The 17,937-nt window shown below is 46.6% G+C and carries 16 protein-coding genes; 6 read left to right on the top strand and 10 right to left on the bottom strand.

The genetic code is table 11. The annotated features are described in order from the left end of the window. Nucleotides 1-289: 289 nt before the first annotated feature. Nucleotides 290-1,231 (bottom strand): site-specific DNA-methyltransferase, encoded by a 942-nt coding sequence (locus QT979_RS11125; protein ID WP_333309869.1) that lies wholly within the window; start codon nucleotides 1,229-1,231, stop codon nucleotides 290-292. Nucleotides 1,232-1,492: 261 nt separating this feature from the next. Beyond that, nucleotides 1,493-4,186, bottom strand: a complete 2,694-nt coding sequence (locus tag QT979_RS11120) for an endonuclease MutS2 (protein WP_333309873.1) — start codon at nucleotides 4,184-4,186, stop codon at nucleotides 1,493-1,495. A gap of 463 nt (nucleotides 4,187-4,649) precedes the next feature. Here QT979_RS11120 and QT979_RS11115 point away from each other — a divergent pair, with 463 nt between their 5' ends. Then, a complete protein-coding gene (locus QT979_RS11115; protein ID WP_333309866.1) occupies nucleotides 4,650-5,921 on the top strand; it encodes an ATP-binding protein in 1,272 nt (423 codons plus the stop codon). Between the two features lie 282 nt (nucleotides 5,922-6,203). Here QT979_RS11115 and thrB read toward each other — a convergent pair whose 3' ends face one another. The 4 genes from thrB to QT979_RS11095 all read right to left on the bottom strand — a co-directional run bounded on the left by thrB (nucleotide 6,204) and on the right by QT979_RS11095 (nucleotide 9,949). Then, nucleotides 6,204-7,235: a homoserine kinase gene (thrB, locus tag QT979_RS11110; protein ID WP_333209305.1), complete on the bottom strand. Its 1,032-nt coding sequence runs from the start codon at nucleotides 7,233-7,235 to the stop codon at nucleotides 6,204-6,206. Nucleotides 7,236-7,325: 90 nt separating this feature from the next. Continuing rightward, complete coding sequence (locus tag QT979_RS11105) at nucleotides 7,326-7,820, bottom strand: tetratricopeptide repeat protein (protein ID WP_333209303.1); 495 nt, start codon at nucleotides 7,818-7,820, stop codon at nucleotides 7,326-7,328. Between the two features lie 3 nt (nucleotides 7,821-7,823). After that, nucleotides 7,824-8,390 (bottom strand): Uma2 family endonuclease, encoded by a 567-nt coding sequence (locus QT979_RS11100; RefSeq protein WP_333209302.1) that lies wholly within the window; start codon nucleotides 8,388-8,390, stop codon nucleotides 7,824-7,826. Between the two features lie 323 nt (nucleotides 8,391-8,713). After that, nucleotides 8,714-9,949 (bottom strand): VWA domain-containing protein, encoded by a 1,236-nt coding sequence (locus tag QT979_RS11095; RefSeq protein WP_333209300.1) that lies wholly within the window; start codon nucleotides 9,947-9,949, stop codon nucleotides 8,714-8,716. A gap of 72 nt (nucleotides 9,950-10,021) precedes the next feature. On the opposite strand from QT979_RS11095, the gene QT979_RS11090 reads away from it, so the two are divergent. The 3 genes from QT979_RS11090 (at nucleotide 10,022) to QT979_RS11080 (ending at nucleotide 12,279) form a co-directional block, all read left to right on the top strand. Further along, nucleotides 10,022-10,681 (top strand): ATP-dependent Clp protease proteolytic subunit, encoded by a 660-nt coding sequence (locus QT979_RS11090; protein ID WP_333209298.1) that lies wholly within the window; start codon nucleotides 10,022-10,024, stop codon nucleotides 10,679-10,681. Nucleotides 10,682-10,928: 247 nt separating this feature from the next. Continuing rightward, complete coding sequence (locus QT979_RS11085; RefSeq protein WP_172188328.1) at nucleotides 10,929-11,522, top strand: ATP-dependent Clp protease proteolytic subunit; 594 nt, start codon at nucleotides 10,929-10,931, stop codon at nucleotides 11,520-11,522. 130 nt (nucleotides 11,523-11,652) lie between these two features. After that, a complete protein-coding gene (locus QT979_RS11080; protein WP_333209296.1) occupies nucleotides 11,653-12,279 on the top strand; it encodes a J domain-containing protein in 627 nt (208 codons plus the stop codon). Here the strand turns inward: QT979_RS11080 and QT979_RS11075 are convergent. Both QT979_RS11075 and QT979_RS11070 read right to left on the bottom strand, forming a co-directional pair. Then, nucleotides 12,273-13,211 (bottom strand): serine/threonine-protein kinase, encoded by a 939-nt coding sequence (locus QT979_RS11075; RefSeq protein WP_333209294.1) that lies wholly within the window; start codon nucleotides 13,209-13,211, stop codon nucleotides 12,273-12,275. The genes QT979_RS11080 and QT979_RS11075 overlap by 7 nt on opposite strands. A gap of 114 nt (nucleotides 13,212-13,325) precedes the next feature. Next, nucleotides 13,326-13,646, bottom strand: a complete 321-nt coding sequence (locus QT979_RS11070; RefSeq protein ID WP_333209293.1) for a DUF7873 family protein — start codon at nucleotides 13,644-13,646, stop codon at nucleotides 13,326-13,328. Between the two features lie 467 nt (nucleotides 13,647-14,113). Here QT979_RS11070 and QT979_RS11065 point away from each other — a divergent pair, with 467 nt between their 5' ends. Beyond that, nucleotides 14,114-14,368 carry a hypothetical protein gene (locus QT979_RS11065; protein ID WP_333084919.1) on the top strand — a complete coding sequence of 85 codons (255 nt, stop codon included), beginning with the start codon at nucleotides 14,114-14,116 and terminating at the stop codon, nucleotides 14,366-14,368. A gap of 3 nt (nucleotides 14,369-14,371) precedes the next feature. On the opposite strand, the gene QT979_RS11060 is transcribed toward QT979_RS11065, so the two are convergent. Then, nucleotides 14,372-15,265, bottom strand: coding sequence for an EI24 domain-containing protein (locus QT979_RS11060; protein ID WP_445304774.1), 894 nt, complete (start codon nucleotides 15,263-15,265; stop codon nucleotides 14,372-14,374). An 89-nt stretch (nucleotides 15,266-15,354) separates the two neighbouring features. Between QT979_RS11060 and QT979_RS11055 the strand changes: the two genes are divergently transcribed. After that, nucleotides 15,355-16,146, top strand: a complete 792-nt coding sequence (locus QT979_RS11055; RefSeq protein WP_333309857.1) for a 2-phosphosulfolactate phosphatase family protein — start codon at nucleotides 15,355-15,357, stop codon at nucleotides 16,144-16,146. A gap of 322 nt (nucleotides 16,147-16,468) precedes the next feature. On the opposite strand, the gene QT979_RS11050 is transcribed toward QT979_RS11055, so the two are convergent. Next, on the bottom strand, nucleotides 16,469-17,854 hold the full coding sequence (locus tag QT979_RS11050; RefSeq protein ID WP_333309855.1) for a lipid-A-disaccharide synthase-related protein: 1,386 nt from the start codon (nucleotides 17,852-17,854) through the stop codon (nucleotides 16,469-16,471). Nucleotides 17,855-17,937 lie beyond the last annotated feature (83 nt).

The raw sequence follows: 17,937 nt of genomic DNA, 5'->3' as shown, positions 1-17,937 counted from the left end.
TTAGCAGGCATTCACTTTGTCTGAATATCATTATGTTATATTATACCACTATGCGTTTTAAATGCACAACAGCTTATTGGCTCAGGAGACTCTGGAACGCTGAAAAAGTTCAAATCTTATGGCCAACTGCTTCGTACTTATAATTACGAACCCGTATTTTTGATTCTTAGAAAAGATAATTTACCCGCAGCTATTACAGCGTGCCAAGTAGGGACTTGGAAAGTTTACACAGGCGACGATTCGTTTGAGTTCATAAAAACAATAAGCGGGTTTGATTTAAAGTCATTTCTTATTGAAAAAGTGGGAGAATTCCCTGTATACCGCTGAAACTATTAAGGCGCTTGTTGATAATCTCTATGTAGTCAGGTACTATTTCAATGCCAACATACCTAATGCCAAATTCTTGCGCCGCCAGCAAGGTGGTTCCCGATCCTGCGAAAGGATCGATTAGAATAGAATTTTCCAAACGCGGTACAAATATTTCGACCAGCTTTCTCATGAGAGCGATTGGTTTAACGGTGCAATGGACGTTAAACTCCTCGGTTTTCTCACGCTGTATACCTTCTAAAATATTTGACTGAAAACCACCGAACTGATCTTTAGTATAAAATAGACCAGTACCATACTCCTGTAGAGTTTCCAAGTAATTATTGACCAGTGGTTTTTGAAGTACGCAGATTGCTTCCCATTCGTTCCTCAGACAACTGTGCCAACCCTCCCATTTTTCAGAGTTTTCATATCCTTTCTTCTCTAACTGTTGTTTGATATTGACACCTTTAGGGATACCACTGGATCTTTTATACACAAGAATATCTCTCGCATAGAAACCAGCACTTTCAAGTGCTACTTGTACGTGAGCAACAGTCCGTGTGCTGTTAAAAACTAAAACAGTCGCACCCGGTTTGCAGATCCGAAAAAGCTGCTCACCCCAATCAAAGCACCACTTTTCATAATCCAGAGTGTTGTTGCGATTCCTTTGATACCATTTTTCGTTTCTGACTCCACCTGCTAAACCACTGCCATAAGGAATGTTTTTAACAAGGGTTTTATTTGCCTTGCCATTGACTCTTTCAATACGCCTTTGAATTTCTGAGTCATCCCATTTATGACCAATAAATTCATAATTATAAGGTGGGTCAGTGATACACGCAGAAATATAATTTTCTGGCAATGTCTTCATCACTTCACGACAGTCGCCAACCAAAACTTCATTTGAGGGAGTTTTTTTCATTAGTCAGGCAGTTACTAAAGTGGTAAATCAACTCTTAATTATGCCAGATTTGCAGTCTAGTATCCATTCCGGTTGCATCAGTATGATATGTTCGTTGCGACTGGTTTTGCTGCAGACAACTAGATATAGCAATCCTTGCAGGAGTCGTAAATTTTTTACCCCACCCCCACCCTCCCCTTACTAAGGGGAGGGAGTAAGAAATTCACAAATGATGCAAGGATTGCTATAATTACGAGTCAACCGGAAATGCGTAAATCCTGACTATTTCAAATAAACCACCGTCACACCTCCACCCCCTTCTTTTTGACTAGCCAACTCAAAGCGGGAAACCTGCGGGTGAGAAGCGAGGAACTCGTGAACGCCACGCCGCAACTGTCCCGTACCTTTGCCGTGAATTATCCACAGCACTCCGTATTCCACGGCTTTGGAAAGAGCTCTGTCTATTTCGATTTCTGCGTCTGAGACTCTCGCACCCCGTAGGTCGATCGAATTATTAGCAGTGCGAATGGCGATTTCGGGATTGGGTTTTGCAGGTTCCGCCGCTGCTTGCTTAGCTTTAGCCGCAGCCAGTGCTTGGGCTTGGGCGGCCGCCTTGGCTAATTGAGCTTTAGTTTCCGGTTTTTGACCGTCGAGGGATTCAATTTCTCCTAGTTTGACAGTCATTTTCATAATCCCAAACCGAACGCTCAACTCTTCGTTAGCGTCGGGGCCGCTGAGGACTTCGGCGGTTTGGCCCAAGCTGGGAATGCGGATGCGATCGCCCACTTTCGGCATAAAACTCGGTTTGGGTTTAGCCGGTTGTTGGCGAGAGGGGAGATGTTTTTGGGAAATTTGATTTAAGGTTTCTGTCGCTTGTTGGGCATTTTGAGCCGTCTGGTTGCCCGACTGCAAGCGACGAATGATTTGAGCAATTTCTGATTTGGCCGACCCGATAGCCTCATTTACTGCCACTTCCTGAGCTATTTTTAGTTCTCGCTCCCGCTCTTGCAAAGCGGCTGCTTTTTGAGAAACTTCTCTGTGCAGTTTTTCGGTTTGGTGTAGCAGTTGAGTTGCTTCTCTGGCTTTGGTTTCCTGTTTCCGGCGCTGTGCTTCGAGTCCGGCAATCACTTGATTGACATCTTGAGAGGCTCCCCCGACATAGGTTTGAGCTTCTTCGACTATTTCTGTTAGCAAACCGAGTCTTTTGGCAATAGTGAGAGCGTTGGAACGTCCGGGAATTCCCCACAGCAACCGATAGGTTGGCTGCATGGAATTGTCGTCAAATTCTACTGAGGCATTTTCAAAGCGGGAGTCTTGATATTTGAGGGCTTTGAGTTCGCCAAAGTGGGTAGTTGCAACTGTTAATAGGGAATGTTGGGCGAGGTATTGCAACAGGGCGATCGCCAATGCACTGCCTTCTGAGGGGTCTGTCCCCGCTCCTACTTCGTCTAACAAAACTAAAGATTTGGGAATTGGTAATTGGGAATTGGGATTTAGGATTTGGGGTTGGGGAATTTGTAATTTAGGTTTGAGAATTGGGAGAGCAGAAACAGTGTTCTGTGTAGCTGTGACTTCTAGGTCTTGCTGTTGGGAATTAGTAATTGGAAGGTTTGAATTTTCTTCCCCTTCAGCCTGCGATTTATTGTGTAAAACTTCTAAAATGCGGCTGATGCGGCGGATATGGCCGGAGAAAGTAGACAAACTTTGCTGCAAAGATTGTTCGTCACCAATATCGGCCAAAATATTGTCGAACCAAGGCAATTCTACGGGTTCGCGGGCGGCAACAAACATTCCGGCTTTCGCCATTAAAGCTGCCAAGCCCAAGGTTTTGAGGGTGACAGTTTTGCCGCCAGTGTTGGGGCCTGTGATGGCGACGACGCGGATGTGCGGCCCGATCGTTAAATCGACGGGCACGACTGGAAAGCCTTGCTCGTGCTGTTGCTGCCAAACTAATAAAGGATGTCGCAACTGGCGCAGGGTAATTTGCGATCGCAGGTTGCGAATTAACAATTGACTGTTTTCTGAGTTTTCCTCATCTTCTTTTTCCTCATCTTCTGTTTCGGGATTTTTTGGTGCTAATTCTGGCTCTCCCAATTCGATAAATTTCGGCGGATTTGCTTGCAACCAAAAACTATAACGCGCTTTAGCGGCGGCTAAATCTAAAGTTGTAACTACCACCACCAATCTGTCTAAATCTGGTTTGACTGCTGCGACTTGCTCGGTGAGGGCGCGGCGAACTGCTTCTTCTTCGGCTTGTTCTTGCCTGAGAAACTGCCGCATTTGGTTGTTAAGATTGACTGTGCTGTGGGGTTCTACGTACAGTGTCGCACCGCTAGCCGAGGAGTCGTGAACGATGCCCGGTATGGCATCTTTTTGGGGAGCTTTGACGGGAATGACAAAGCGTCCGCTTCTTTGGGTAATTAGCTGTTCTTGTACGGCGTTGGATTGGCGCTGCAAAATCCCCTGCAATATTTGATAAATGCGATCGCGCAACTGTCGCATTTGAACTCTAATTCCTGCTAATTTAGGAGTGGCTCTGTCTGCTACTTGAGCGCGATCGTCTATACAGCGATGGATTTCTTGCTCTAGTTCGGGATAAGTCCGCAATTGGGATGCCAGTTCTTTGAGCGTCGGCACATCTGCCTGAGAGTCAATTATCCGGCGCAATTGCCTTGCTCCGGCGAGGGTAGTAGCAATTGCCAGCAATTCTTCGCCACTGAGCAAACCTTGCAGTTCGGCTCGCTGCAGCGAAGTGCCGATGTCTTGGATTCCTTCAAAACTCAAAGCACCGCCAGCGCGGCTGTCTAACTGATAAGCTTCCTGAGTTTGGGCTAGGAGTTCTGCTGTTTGAGGTTGAGTTGCCGGGATTTGGAGGTCGAGGGCGGCGGCGACGCCAAGTTTGGTGGCCGCGAAGGTAGCCAAGTGCTGACACAGGCGCGGCCATTCTAATAGTTCTAGTGTTTCGGCTTGAATCAAAGTTGAGGTGGTGTTGGTAATTGGCATTCTCAGGCGCTGACCGAGAAGGTGAATTTGACGATACTATTAATTGATTTTAAAGTTTTTTATTGTTTCCTGGCGCAATTTGAGAAAGTATTTGCGATCGCCCTCAGCAGTCTTTCGACCGCAAGCTCTGATGTAACATTAATTACGAAGGAGAAAATTTGCATTTTTGCATTACCCGTCTAAAATTATACCTTCTCGTGATAGCAGTCCCCAAAAAATTTGCAACTTTAGGCAAGCTCCCAACTATTATACAGTAAGTCATTCCCAATTTTTTACTCTAAAATATAAAATCTCAAATGGTATGAGCTATTTTTTGTTTTGAGGGAGCGGGGATGGACTGTTTTTTGAGGGAATTGAACTATTTTGGAATTTTAAATCTGTCAGCACAATTCTGGCGGTTGTATCCTAAAAAGTAATTTGTGGAGGTGGTAGAAGTATGGCAAAGATTCTGGCGATCATCGCGGATACTGTGACTTTTCAAGTTGTGCAAGAGTTACTCAGCCAAGAGGGACATCAGGTGAGAGTCGTTCCCGACGACAAGGAGGGTTTAGACTTGGCGAGGGAATTGTCCCCCGATGCGATAATTTGCGACGGGACTTCGCCTCAAATCAACTTTTTGGAGGTGTGCCGGCTGGTGAAAGCCGATTCCCTACGGGATAGCTTCGCTTCACGAGAATTGGCGACAGCCTATTTTATTCTGCTGACAACACCGGAGCAATTTGATGAAATTCAAGAATTGGATGCGCCCTTTGATGATTTTCTGTTTAAACCGATAGTTAAGCAGGAATTATTGGCGCGGGTGCGCGCGTCTAAGCGATCGCGCGAGTTGAGGGCGCGGTTGGAGTTAACCCAGCAAGAATTGCAACTGTCGCGCGATCGAATGCTGCAAAATGAAAAAATGTCTAGTTTGGGCGAATTGGTGTCTGGGATAGCCCACGAAATTAACAACCCAATTACTTTTATTTACAGCAATCTAACTCACGTCCAAAGCTACGCGACCGATTTAATAGAACTGCTGCGATTGTATCAAAAAGAGCTAGTCAATCCCGGAGCAGAAATTCTGCAAAAACAACAAGATATGGATGTGGACTTCGTACTCGACGATTTATTAAAAATTGTGAGTTCCATGCGTACCGGGAGCGATCGCATACGCCAAATAATTTTGTCGCTACAGGATTTTTCCCGCAGCGATCGATCGGGCTGGCAGTTATTTGATGTTTCCGACGGTTTAGAAAATACTCTGTTGTTGTTGCAGCACCGCTTGCCGGCTCGCGAGGGAAGGCGAGATATCAAGGTGATCAAACAATTCGGCAATTTGCCACAGATTGAGTGTTATGCAGGGCTGCTCAATCAAGCTTTTCTGAATATCATCAATCACGCGATCGATGCTTTGGAAGAGTCGGCTCAAGAGTTAGAGGAGTTGGAATCCATCAAATTTAAGCCTGTGATTTTGATTACCACTCAGGTGGTCGATGCTCAGCGAATTTCGATTGAGATTGCTGATAACGACATCGCACATAGCAAAGATACCACAGCCGAAATTTCCGATCCATTTTTGGGAGCAAAACCTGCGGAACCACCCATATCATCGGGACTTGCTCTCAGCTATCGGATAATTGTAGAGCAGCACAAAGGAGAGTTCAAGTGTTTTTCCGAACCGGGTAAAGGCACTAAAATTCAGATAGAGATTCCGCTGCGTCACAGTTAATTAACAGTATTTACCGTTGGTGGGGGCGGGTTTTTGAAATGGTTGGTTGTAGCCGGAAATTCTTGTGAATCCGCCCCTACAATGACTGCACTTTTTTCAGGTAAAATTTTGTAGAGGGAATGGCAGAAGTTATCGAAAAGAGACTTGATTTGATATTCCAGAGATTTGAAGGAGAGAGGAAGAGAATAGAAATATGAATAATTCCATCGAGAGGGGCAACCACGAGAGATTGCCCCTACAAAACACGGTTATGTAGATGTTGTGTGTCTAGGATTGGAATAATTAAAGGGAGACTAGCGCGCCTTGAGTATCAAGGCCGATCGCCCTTACCTCAGCCTTGACCCCAAATTCCATCCAAGCAGCCGCCATCGCTTTTTCAACCGCCTCGGCGTTAGCCATATCCGTTAAAGCTAAAAGCGTTGGCCCGGCACCGCTAATTACCATTTCATAGGCCCCTGCATTCAGAGCAGCTTGTTGCACCGCTTCATATCCCTTAATCAGAGATTGCCGATAAGGTTGGTGAATTTTGTCTTGGAGGGCGCAGCGCAGCCAGTTTTCATTGCCAGTTTCCAAAGCCCGCACTAGCAAACCGAGGTGTGCAGCATTAAAAATCGCGTCAGCCTTACTGTAATCTGCTGGCAAAACTTTGCGGGCTTCGGCTGTAGAAAGTTCAAAATCGGGGATGGCTACCACGGGCACAATATTCGGATGCCAGGGAATATCGCAAATCTCCCATGAACCCCCCCCCTGCCCCCCCTTGCTAAGGGGGGGTGATTGTGTGATCCCCGCGTCGGTAAGGGGGAATTCTTCTCTTAGCCCCCCCTTACTAAGGGGGGGTTGGGGGGGTGCATTGCTAGCAGCGAGGCGACATCCTCCCAGTAAAGCGGGGACAACGTTGTCGGGATGTCCTTCAAGTTCGATCGCCAATTGCATCACTTCCACCTGACTCAAAGGCTTTCCGGCTAATTCATTTGCACCAACTAACCCACCGACAATAGCTGTGGCGGAACTTCCTAAACCTCTAGCCAGCGGCACTTGCATATCTATATGTATGGCTACGGGCGGCGGCGATTGGTTCAGGTATCCGTATAACTTTATAAATGCTTGATAAGCGAGATTGCTGTCATCTGTCTTAACTTTGGTGGTTTCTTTGCCTGTAACAGTAATTTTTAGTTTCTCGGTTGCTGAGGGTTCGAGTCGGGAGAATTGGAAGCGGTTGTAGAGGCTTAAAGCGGCGCCGATGCAGTCGAAGCCGGGGCCTAGGTTGGCGGTTGTGGCGGGTACGGTAACGGTAACGGTGGAATTTTCGGGCATTTTTTGAATAGTTAATTTGGAGTGTTTAACCGCAGATGGACGCGGATGAACGCTGATCGAAGCATATTATACTATGTTTTCAAAAGCCATTTATTCTTGCAGCATTTGAAGATGTTTGATGGCATCTTGATAATCGTTGGTATTGCCATCTTTTTGATAGAGTTCTGCTGCTTTTTGATAATCGGCGATCGCCCCCGGTTTGTCTTCTAAGAACTCGCGGACTCTGGCGCGGTTGTAGTAGGCGTCGCCGTAGTTGGGGTTAATTTCAATTGCGCGATCGAAATCTGCTTTAGCTGCTGGATAATCTTTGAGATTGCGGCCGTGGATGATGCCGCGTTTGTTGTAGGCTTTGGCGTAGTTCGGGTTGAGGCGGATGGCTTCTGTGTAATCGGCGATCGCCCCTGGAATGTCTCCTGCCTCTGATTTGGCTAAAGCACTATTAAATAAATCTTCAGCAGGATTTTGAACAATCGTTTTTTGAGCTATTAATATTGCTGAGGATTTAGCAGAGACAGCAGGGGATATATTACCAAAGATAGTAAAGATTACTAGAGTAGCAATTAAATTGTAAAATGATGATTTCATAATTTAGGCAAAAATTTGAGCGACCGAACAACTAAAACCGGGCAACAAAGGGGAAGTTAGTTCATCATTGCTCAACAGTGTAGCAATGAGCCTTAAACTTGCTTGTTCCCTGCGATAAACTTCTATTTGCTGCAATTGCCAATTCACAACCCAGTATTCCTGCACTCGTCGCACCGAATAGAGTCTGAGTTTCACGTCTCGATCGCGTGTCTGATTGTCTGCACCGGGGGATAACACTTCAACAATTAACTCTGGTGCGGCGGTTAAATGTCCCGCTTCGTCTAGCAAGATAGCCAAGCGTTCGTTGCTAATCCCAACCACATCAGGAATAACACAATCTACATCTGTAAAAATCACCCCTGGACTAATTACTGATTCTCCTAATCCTGTTTTTTGTGACCAATTATTTAACTCTATGCAAATGTTACCACAAACTTCTTGATGATTCCAGTGTGCTGCCCAGGTCACAAATAACTCTCCATCAATAATTTCGTAACGATCGCCGTTATCGGGCAATAGTTCTAAATCGGCGGTAGTCCAGCGTACTTTATCAGATATTGTCTGGCTCATAAGCTAATCCGCATTTAAATTGCATACTAAAATAAATTTTTCCTCTTATGGGGTGGGCATCCTGCCCGCCCTCAACCTAAAAATTAAATGCACAACAGCTTACAAGCACTGTTGAGAGGTGATACAAACATTCTAAACGATCGAGCTTCTACACGATCCACAGCTTGAAACAATCGGCATACACTGACTTTCGCCTTTTGCAGGCGAGACTCAGAATATTGAAACCCGCGCCCAGGCGGGTTTCGTTTTTGTAGAGGCGATTTCGCATCACCAAATTGTCCGATCGCCCAATTTAAAATTATTTAGAATTTCAAATCGCGCGATTACTTCAAAATAGTTTTAGAAGCAATCCGAGTTTTCTTGCGATCGGCTTCACTCAATTGTTCACCAGATTGCAAGCGAGTAGCAGAGGTTTGCAGCACAGTTGCGGCACTTTTATCGCCCATTTGCAAAGCAGTTTTAGCTGCTGTTTGCAACATCGTTGCCGCGCCGGCGCGATCGCCCTGTTGCAATCTAGTTTCTGCGAGTTGAGTTTGGCGGTATTTAGCCAAAGCTAAAATGTGCTGCTGCACCATCGGGTTAAGTGCTGGCTGATAAACTTTTAAGACATTAGCAGAAACTGCAACAGGATCGGAAAGCAAACCTTGCCCGACAGTCGGATCGTCGTAGCGAATTTGCAATTGCCCGATCGCCTGTGTACCTTCGGGCAACTGTCCAATATAAATATTAGCCAAAACTACTCGCTCTATATCCTTCATTAAATCTCCCAGGCGCACCATAAAACGATCGCCCTCTTGCTGTATCGGTAATTCGATCGTATCCGGGGCAACTTGGGCGATCGGTTTGAGTTCGGCTAACCGCACTTTTGGCATTAGGGAAAATAGCAAATAAGCATTAGTCAAACCTACACCTTGGACGCGACTAAACAGTTTACCAAACTCGTCAACCGCATCTTCAGGACGCTGAATGTGAGCCAGAGCACCGCCGCCAGCATCAGCAATTTTTTCCAGAATATCCTGGTTCCAGTTATCGCCAAATCCCAGAGAATTTAAAGTCATGTTGTAGTCGGCAGCCAATTTAGCCAACTTCAAACAGCGGCTGTCGTCGCCGTGTTCGTTTTCGCCGTCAGTCAGCAGAAACGCCTGAGATATAGCTTCTTTTTTGCCTTTGCCCAACTCTTCAATACCTAACTTAATGCCCTCATCAATTGCTGTGCCACCGGCCGAGCGCAATTGCTCAATTTGCCGTTTAATGCTGCTGGGATCTCCCACAATTTGATTGGGGACGAGGACTTTGGCTTTGTGGTCGAAAGCCACCGCGCAAAAGCGATCCCCGGGCTTCAACCTGTCGAGCAACCGTCCGGCGGCTTGTTTGACGGTTTCCAAGGGGCGTCCGCCCATCGAACCACTGTGGTCGAGAATCAGGCACAGGTTTAAGGGTACGCTGGAGTCGATCGAGCTTGCCGTCGCAGACACTGAAATAGCTAGCTGGCGCTGCGTCGAGGGCGCAGCAGCGTCAAGGTTAGGGTCGTTTAAAACCGGGAGCAAACTAACTTTCATGCGGGATACCTAAAGATTGCGTTACTATTTCTTTAAGAATAGCTCCATCAGTTCAGGCAACATTTCGGTTATATGAACACACCAATTAAAGCTGTGCAATCGCCATACTACGGGGAAGGGAACTCTCGGACGCCACCTCCCGATTTGCCATCCCTGTTGCTGAAGGAGCGGATCGTTTATCTGGGGATGCCTCTGGTGCCTGCGGTAACAGAACTGATTATCGCTGAACTGTTGTTCTTGCAGTACGAAGACCCGGATAAGCCGATCAAAATCTACATCAACTCGACCGGCACTTCTGGTTACAGTGGCGAACCCGTCGGCTTTGAAACAGAAGCCTTCGCTATCTGCGATACGATCAGGTACATTAAGCCGCCTGTGCACACTATTTGCCTCGGTTCGGCAATGGGGATGTCTGCGATGCTGTTAGCGGCCGGTACAAAAGGCTTTCGGGCGAGTTTGCCCCACGCTTCGATTGTGTTGCATCAACCCAAGGCTTACACGCGGGGTCAAGCAAGCGACATTCAAATTCGGGCTAAGGAAGTGCTGGCAAATAAAGCGACAATGCTTGATATTTTTGCAAGCTGTACTGGCCAACCGATCGAAAAGATTACTAAAGATATGGATCGGTTGCTGTACATGACGCCTTATGAAGCGAAAGAATACGGTTTGATCGATCGCGTTCTTGAAAGTTCGGAAGAATTGCCGAAACCGCTGCCTGCAGGAGTCATCTAACTGGGAATCGGGAATCGGGAATCGGGAATTGGGAATCGGGAATCGGGAATCGGGAATGACTAAGAATTAAGGGTTAATGCCTAGTAGTTCCTACCCTGATTAGTTACTAAATAGTCTTTTTATGACTAACAATGCCCGATGCCCAATGCCCAATTGCCCAATTGCCCAATGCCCAATGCCCAATTGCCCAATTGCCCGATGCCCAATTGCCCGATCACCAATTACCAACTAAACGGAGTTCCGAATTATGCCTATAGGTGTGCCAAAAGTTCCCTACAAAATGCCGGGTGGTTATGATACTCAGTGGATTAATATCTACGATCGCCTCTACCGGGAACGAATTATTTTCTTGGGCAGAGACATTGACGATGAAATTGCCAATCAAATCATCGCTGTGATGCTCTATCTTGATTCGGAAGATTCTGGTAAGGATATTATTTTGTACATCAATTCCCCAGGGGGAATGGTGTCGGCAGGCATGGCTATTTTTGATACCATGCAGCACATTAAATCAGACGTGGTGACGATTTGTGTGGGCTTGGCTGCTTCGATGGGTTCTTTCCTGTTAGCTGCCGGTGCGAAGGGGAAACGCTTAGCTTTGCCTCACTCGCGAATCATGATTCACCAGCCTTCTGGGGGCACGCGGGGACAAGCAACGGATATTCAGATTGAGGCGAAAGAGATTCTGCGGCTGCGCCACGAGCTCAATAATATCTATGCTAAGAATACTGGCAAGCCGATCGAGAAAATCGAGAAGGACATGGATCGCGACTATTTCATGTCCGCTGAGGAAGCCAAGGAATACGGCTTGATTGACAGAGTAATCGAAGATCGTCCGTAAGTTATTTTTGCGCGACCGTAGTGTGGGCAACCCTCCCACTACAACCTAGTTCGCACTAAATTTTGGCAGAATCTTTACATTTAAGGATTCTGCCATATTTAATGGAATTATCAACGCTCATTCATGCTAAATGGATATTGCAGATTATTACCGACAGTTAGGACTGAGGTCAGGTGCGAGTTTATCGCAAGTTAAGACCTCTTATCGGCAGTTAGCGAGACAGTATCACCCCGATGTGAATCCGGGAAACGAACAGGCTAAAAATAAGTTTATTGCTATTACTGAGGCTTATAAGTTCCTGGTGAATGTTGCCCCCCACCATGTTGCGGAGTCGAAAGTTGCCAATTCAACTGTGCCGCCTACTTCGACACCGCCGGATCTGGGGGTGAAAGCTCAACCGCAAGCAGTTAAAGTGACTCGAAAAGAGGCCGCGGTTCAATCTAATGCGGATCTGTCGGCGGTAGAACAAAAGTTAAAGCAAGATGCTTATGTTGAGTTGCAGCAGTTGCTGAAATATCAGAGGTTCCCGCGGGCGATCGCCTTGATTGAGGGTTTGGCCCAGCGGGTTCCCGAAGATTTGGAGGTGCGTCAGTGGCAGGCGATCGCCTATCAGCGCTGGGGACGGCATTTGATCGGAGAAAAGCAGGTTGATAAGGCGAGAATTTATTTGAAAAAGGCTGTGAAAACTGACCCTCACAATCGGGCTTTGTGGGCGGAAGTTGAGCGGGATTTTCGCAGGTTGGAAGAGATTTATTGAAGCGATGTTGCGTCCCCCTTTTTCAGGGGGTCTGCGTCGTGAATTTTTAATTTTTCTAATTTTTCTAAAATAACTTGGGTATTTTCCGGTCGGTTTTCCGGTAGCGGTTCGATCAATTCGTCGATCGACTCTAGAAGTAACGGGTCAATATCTACAGCCTGGTTCCTCCAATTAATTTTACCAGTTTTTTCATTAACGGGAAAGTCGATCGGCTCTATGCCTGTTAATAAGTGTACAAAAGTACGCCCTAAAGCAAAAAAATCCGATCGCACGCCTGCTTTACCTAGAATTTGTTCCGGTGCAGCGTATCCAGCAGAACCTATGGGTGCGGTCTCTATCTCTGCTTCTGTGGTGGCGCCGAAGTCAATTAATCTCAATTTTCCATTGGCTTCAACCATCAGGTTGGATGGCTTAATATCCCGATGCACTACATGATGTTTGTGGATTTCCTGCAAAATACGAAGCATTTGTTGCAGCCAATCAAGAGCCAGCTTTTGAGAAACGTACTGTTTTTTAGTTAAGAATTCTGCCAAGTTTTCTCCGCTAATTTTTTCCATCACCAAACAAGACAATTTCTGGAAGTTATGGGGGAGTTTAATTTGGAAATAACCGTCAGGTTCGACATGGGGAACTGAACCCTTTCCGGCCAGCCAAATCAAAACTCGCGCTTCTTGCTTGAACAAGCGAACTAAATCGGGATTGTGGGCGTGTTTCAAGACTTTTAAAATTTTGACAGTGCCCCATTCGTTTTCCCCGGTTCCCAAGTCTTCGACTTCAAAGATGTCTGTGGGGCGTGCGGGATTGGGCGATCGCACTGGTTTAAGGATACGATAGCGATCGGCAATTAACAAATCCGTGCCACAAGCCTGACAATTTTGAGCAGCAGCAGGATTTTCGCGTTGTTCGCATTGAGGATTGATGCAGTAAATCATACCATTTTAGATTTTAGATTTTAGATTTTAGATTGGAAATGACTGACGCTGTATCGGTTTAGAGCTTGGTTTTGCATTCTTTTTTGGGGAAGTCGTATCACTTTGATTGATAAATTACCATAAAACCCAGCAGTTCTGATCGTCTACAGTTATGTCAGCGCTGGCGCTACAATTTGTCCAATCTTTGGTTGCGGTTACGTCGAAGAGTTTGGTCAAAAATTCAGTCGTTTTGCGGATAATCTCTTCGGCTTTGACTTCAACTTTTTTGGACTCTGGCGGCAGTTGTTCGCCTTCTTCGTCTTTGGGGCGGTAAGTACGGGAGATTCCAGAAAGCACAGCGGGCTTCTGGAGTGCTTTTTGAGCTTCTGCGAGTTCTTGGACGGATCGGCTTTTGATGCCTTTTTCGATCGCAATAATCTGATTTAAGCGTGCCATTGTTCGATTTTATTGACGCTGAACTCATATCAAGCCGGGTTGATACTGATCATCAAATTGTTTGTGCTGTGGCTTTTAGGGCTTTGATAACTCTCCCTCCTCAGTACAAAACTCACGATCGTTCTTTAACCAGACTTGTTCATTTTGTAGTATGGTATAATTCAATATAAATTACAAGCTTTTTTTTGTGCCAAGAGATCCCGCTGCTATCCGTGGTCAGCAATTTATCTCTCAAAAAATCGGCAAAATCTCTAGCGTCGCTGCCAAAGTGTAGCAAATATAACTCTTTGTCAGCGCTCCAACTACCTCTTGAGATAGATGCGGGAATCCCTCTCAGGGCGCGTTGTCATATCGGGAAATATTTCTTAACATATAGATAACAAAGGGAATCCGAGGAGACACCAAAAATCCTTAAGCCCTTGGGGTGCCCCGGTTAATTAGACTTTTCGCAAACAAGGGCTAAATCAATGAACAAGCAGCAAAACTCCGAAGTTTCAGCATTTTTGCCCATGCTCCAAAAAGGCATTTGGCTGTTTGGGATTCTCTCTTGGATATTCGGGCTGACAGATAGAACTATTGCACTATTATCTGACGGATATTTGTCGGCGATCGATATTGTCCAGCTATTTACAGCATCATTTTTCTTCATTAGCTGGCTGTTGTTAAGCCCGTTTTTGGGTCTTAACTCCCAGAGTCAGCCGAAGGAAGAAGCATCTCCCTAGTTTTTAAGTTGTAATGTTAGTTTCTCGATCGCTCTTTCTTTCTTCTGGGGCAAAGCGCGCCGGCCAAATGCGATCGCAAAAAAATAACGTTCCCGCCGTCACACACAGCGGAATCGCCAACAGATTCAACAGCGGAATGCTTACCAAACCCAAACAAACCAAACCAAAACTCCCGCTGGCCGGCAAACTCGCCCAAATGATCTCCAACTTCTCCTGAAAAGGTCGCCTCCGCCTCTCCAAAGGTGCATCTAAAAAGTCCAAACAGACAATAGTCGCGCCCAAAGCTACGCCACCCAAACTGCTAAGAATAGAGCCGACTCCTGGAATGAAATTTAGCAGCAGCAGCGGTATACCGACGCTCAACAAAATTTGTAGTTTTCGCAGTTCAAAGGCGATCGCCCTTTGAATATCCTCAAAACTACTCGCCAAATTCATTGGTGCTTCTGCGGGCAATTGACCGTTCCGCAGCAGTTCCAATTGTTCGGAAAGTTTGCCGTACCAGGGCGAACCTAAAATCACGCCAAACTGCACTAACAAAAATCCAATTATCAGCAAAAGTCCTGACACTAGGAGTACGCGCAGCAGCCAGCCGAAAGCGACTGTTAACACGCCAAGAAAGCTCAGCCAAGCTGGAAAACTCGCAATTAAAGCATTAAATCGGACGGACAAATCGGCAACCAAAACGTCTATCCCAGCCAAACTGGGAAATAGCAAGCTTAAATAAAGACCAATACCAATTATAAAATTTAGCACCACGGGAACTAATACATAAGTCCACAGCTTGGGAGTTTGCAAAATTAGCGTGAAAGCTCGCAAAGGATAAGTGAAACCTGCCAGGAGTCCAATTGGTGCGGTAATGGCGGCGTGGGCGGGGTTTGAATTTAACTGTTTTGACATATTTTCTGCTTTTGAGGACTCGACTCTATTTTCTATCATCCATTTTCCATTATTATGACTGATGAGGATTTATCGCAGGTTGCCCAAAAGTGAAGCTTTTTATTTACCATACCCCGGAACTTACGCCAGGCGACAAAATGCCGGCTTGCGCGATCGCAGTTGATGTGCTGCGGGCGACTACGACAATGGCAACGGCCCTGAATAATGGGGCGGAAGCTGTCCAAGTTTTCAGCGACTTAGATAAGCTAATGGCCGAGAGCGAAAAATGGCCTGCAGATAAGCGGATTCGCGCCGGAGAGCGCGGTGGCGGCAAAGTTGACGGATTTGACATGGGGAATTCCCCCCTCGACTGCACGCCAGAAAAGGTGACTGGGAAGCGAATTTTTATCAGCACAACTAACGGTACTCGGGCTCTGGAACGAGTGCAAGCTGCTGCAACTGTGTTAACGGCGGCTTTGATTAACCGCAAATCTGTGGTGCAGTTTTTGTTAAATAAACAGCCGGAAACTATTTGGATTGTGGGTTCTGGTTGGGAAGGGAGTTATTCGTTGGAAGATACGGTTTGTGCTGGTGCGATCGCCCAAAGTCTCCTGGCAGAAAGCGGTATTCCTGCGAGCGATTTTGCTGGTAACGATGAAGTATTTGGGGCTATTGCTCTTTATTTGCACTGGCAAGATAGGTTGCACGAATTGTTGGAAAGGGCCAGCCACGGTCAGCGCCTCCTCGGTTTAGGTGTTATTGAAGATTTAAAATATTGCGCGCAAACGGATACTTTAGATGTGCTGCCTGTGCAGCGAGAACCGGGAGTGTTGGTTAAGTCTGATTTTAAAATTCCTCAAGCTAATTTCTGGGTTCCATCTTCGGAAAAAACGGCGAATTAAATTTTTCTGCAAGTGGTGTAAGCTGTCGCGCATTTAAATTGTATATTCAGGGCGGGCGGGACGCCCACCCCACAAGACTTTGATTTTTTTTGACATACAATTTCAAGGCCGCAACAGCTTATTAGTAAGGTGCACGGCCCTGCACACCTACTCGAACAAGCACAATAAAATTGGTTTGCAGCATCGGAATGCAAGTCCTCATAAAAATCAGAGGACTTGCATTCCTCACTACAGACAACGGAAGTTAGTAGTTAGCCAACGAGATTTTTGTTTAAAAAGTAGAATTAAAGATATTTGGTAGGGACAAAACATTGTTTTGTCCCTAGTCGATTGCAGGCAATTGAGAATTGCTGCATTCACCACCGAACCGCTGAATTAAACATTCGGCAATTCTGGCTGCTGCACCGGGTTCTCCCATGCGGCGCCAGCCATTTTCAGCGATTAGCTGCAACCTGTCGGGGTCGCGGAGCAAAGACTGCACGGCGCCGGCAACTTCGGCGGGATGTTTGACTAAAATTAATGACGGGCCTAACAGGCGACTTTGAGCTTCTGCAAAAGCGAAAGTAAATTGCGGGCCGTTTCCGGGAATGGCGATCGCGGGTTTTCCTAAACCTACAAATTGTTCTGTAGCCGTACCTGCCATTGCTATTGCTAAATCGGCTTCGTACAAACAATCGTTAAAACTTTGCTGAGTCAAAATCATCGTGGCGTTTCTCTGCACAAATGTCATGGGCAATAGTAAATTAGGAGATTCTTTCTGCATTTCTTGAGCGCTAGAAACAGGAGGTCGCAAAATACTTCCTTCTCGCCGCTGCGTTCTAATTTCGCCGTCTTGTCGCCAGCCGAAAAATTCTAAACTAGGTCGCAAAGCTTCTAAGTTTAACTGGGGAGAAATGGCTCCGAAAAATAACAATTTGCGATCGGCAAACAGCGATAAAATTCCGGCTACAGCCTCTACTATTAGCAGCCAATTAGCATAGGCTTCCGGCGCTCGAGAACCGGGGAGTAAGGTGATGATGAGCGATCGCTCGATTTCCCGAAACTCTGCGTCAGGGCCGTAAAAACCGGCGGGGTTTTCCGGTTCGAGTCCGTCCATCATCGGGTTTCCGAGATTGTAAGCGGGAATTCCCAGCTTTTGTAAAGTCTCGGCGGTCAGCGCGTCCCTGGCAAAAACGGCTCTACAGCGCGATCGAGTCATCAACCAGCGCTCCCAAGGCAAATAAACCGATCGCGACCAATTCCACCCACCAAAGACCCTGGATTTGCGAGCCAGAGGCCCGTCCTCGTCCCGCAAATAATACTCGGACTTGGCAGTACCGACAAAGGCATAGGGCGCGCCGCTGAGCCAAGCAAACAGCAGCGGTACAATATCCCCGCAGGCTAAAATAACGCCGTCTTGATTCCCAGACTGTTGTTGGCTTCGCACCCAAGCGCGGATGGCTTTAAACTGAGCGATTGTCAACTGCAGCAGGCCGCCTTTGACATCGCGCAAAAATTCCCTCCCGTCCATGTAAATAAAGCCGCCCGAAGGCATCCGCTGCACCGGGCCGATGATGCGGGCGTTTTCTAGTTGAGCGAAAGCTTGCCCTTCACCCACTAGCGGAAACACGGCTAATTCTGGCGGATGCGGGTGCTGTTGCAGTTCCTGCAAGATGCGAAGGGCGATCGCGTCTTCTCCGTGGCCGTTACTGAGGCAAAGTAATTTCAATCCCAACTCTCTCAAAAACTGTCTCTGAATATATAGAAGCAAGATTAGCCGCAGGATGCAAGGTGCTATAGCCGGATGTTGAA

The organism is Microcoleus sp. w2-18bC1, from assembly GCF_036700365.1.
In the GTDB taxonomy this organism is placed as follows: Bacteria; Cyanobacteriota; Cyanobacteriia; order Cyanobacteriales; family Microcoleaceae; genus Microcoleus.
The sequence above is the reverse complement of the archived record's forward strand: the minus strand, read 5'-3'. Positions and strand labels throughout refer to the sequence as shown.

Coding starts and splice junctions, on each gene's coding strand:
- QT979_RS11125 (WP_333309869.1), bottom strand. CDS start 1,231: ATGAAAAAAACTCCCTCAAATGAAGTTTTGGTTGGCGACTGTCGTGAA.
- QT979_RS11115 (WP_333309866.1), top strand. CDS start 4,650: ATGGCAAAGATTCTGGCGATCATCGCGGATACTGTGACTTTTCAAGTT.
- thrB (WP_333209305.1), bottom strand. CDS start 7,235: ATGCCCGAAAATTCCACCGTTACCGTTACCGTACCCGCCACAACCGCC.
- QT979_RS11105 (WP_333209303.1), bottom strand. CDS start 7,820: ATGAAATCATCATTTTACAATTTAATTGCTACTCTAGTAATCTTTACT.
- QT979_RS11100 (WP_333209302.1), bottom strand. CDS start 8,390: ATGAGCCAGACAATATCTGATAAAGTACGCTGGACTACCGCCGATTTA.
- QT979_RS11095 (WP_333209300.1), bottom strand. CDS start 9,949: ATGAAAGTTAGTTTGCTCCCGGTTTTAAACGACCCTAACCTTGACGCT.
- QT979_RS11090 (WP_333209298.1), top strand. CDS start 10,022: ATGAACACACCAATTAAAGCTGTGCAATCGCCATACTACGGGGAAGGG.
- QT979_RS11085 (WP_172188328.1), top strand. CDS start 10,929: ATGCCTATAGGTGTGCCAAAAGTTCCCTACAAAATGCCGGGTGGTTAT.
- QT979_RS11080 (WP_333209296.1), top strand. CDS start 11,653: ATGGATATTGCAGATTATTACCGACAGTTAGGACTGAGGTCAGGTGCG.
- QT979_RS11075 (WP_333209294.1), bottom strand. CDS start 13,211: ATGATTTACTGCATCAATCCTCAATGCGAACAACGCGAAAATCCTGCT.
- QT979_RS11070 (WP_333209293.1), bottom strand. CDS start 13,646: ATGGCACGCTTAAATCAGATTATTGCGATCGAAAAAGGCATCAAAAGC.
- QT979_RS11065 (WP_333084919.1), top strand. CDS start 14,114: ATGAACAAGCAGCAAAACTCCGAAGTTTCAGCATTTTTGCCCATGCTC.
- QT979_RS11060 (WP_445304774.1), bottom strand. CDS start 15,265: ATGTCAAAACAGTTAAATTCAAACCCCGCCCACGCCGCCATTACCGCA.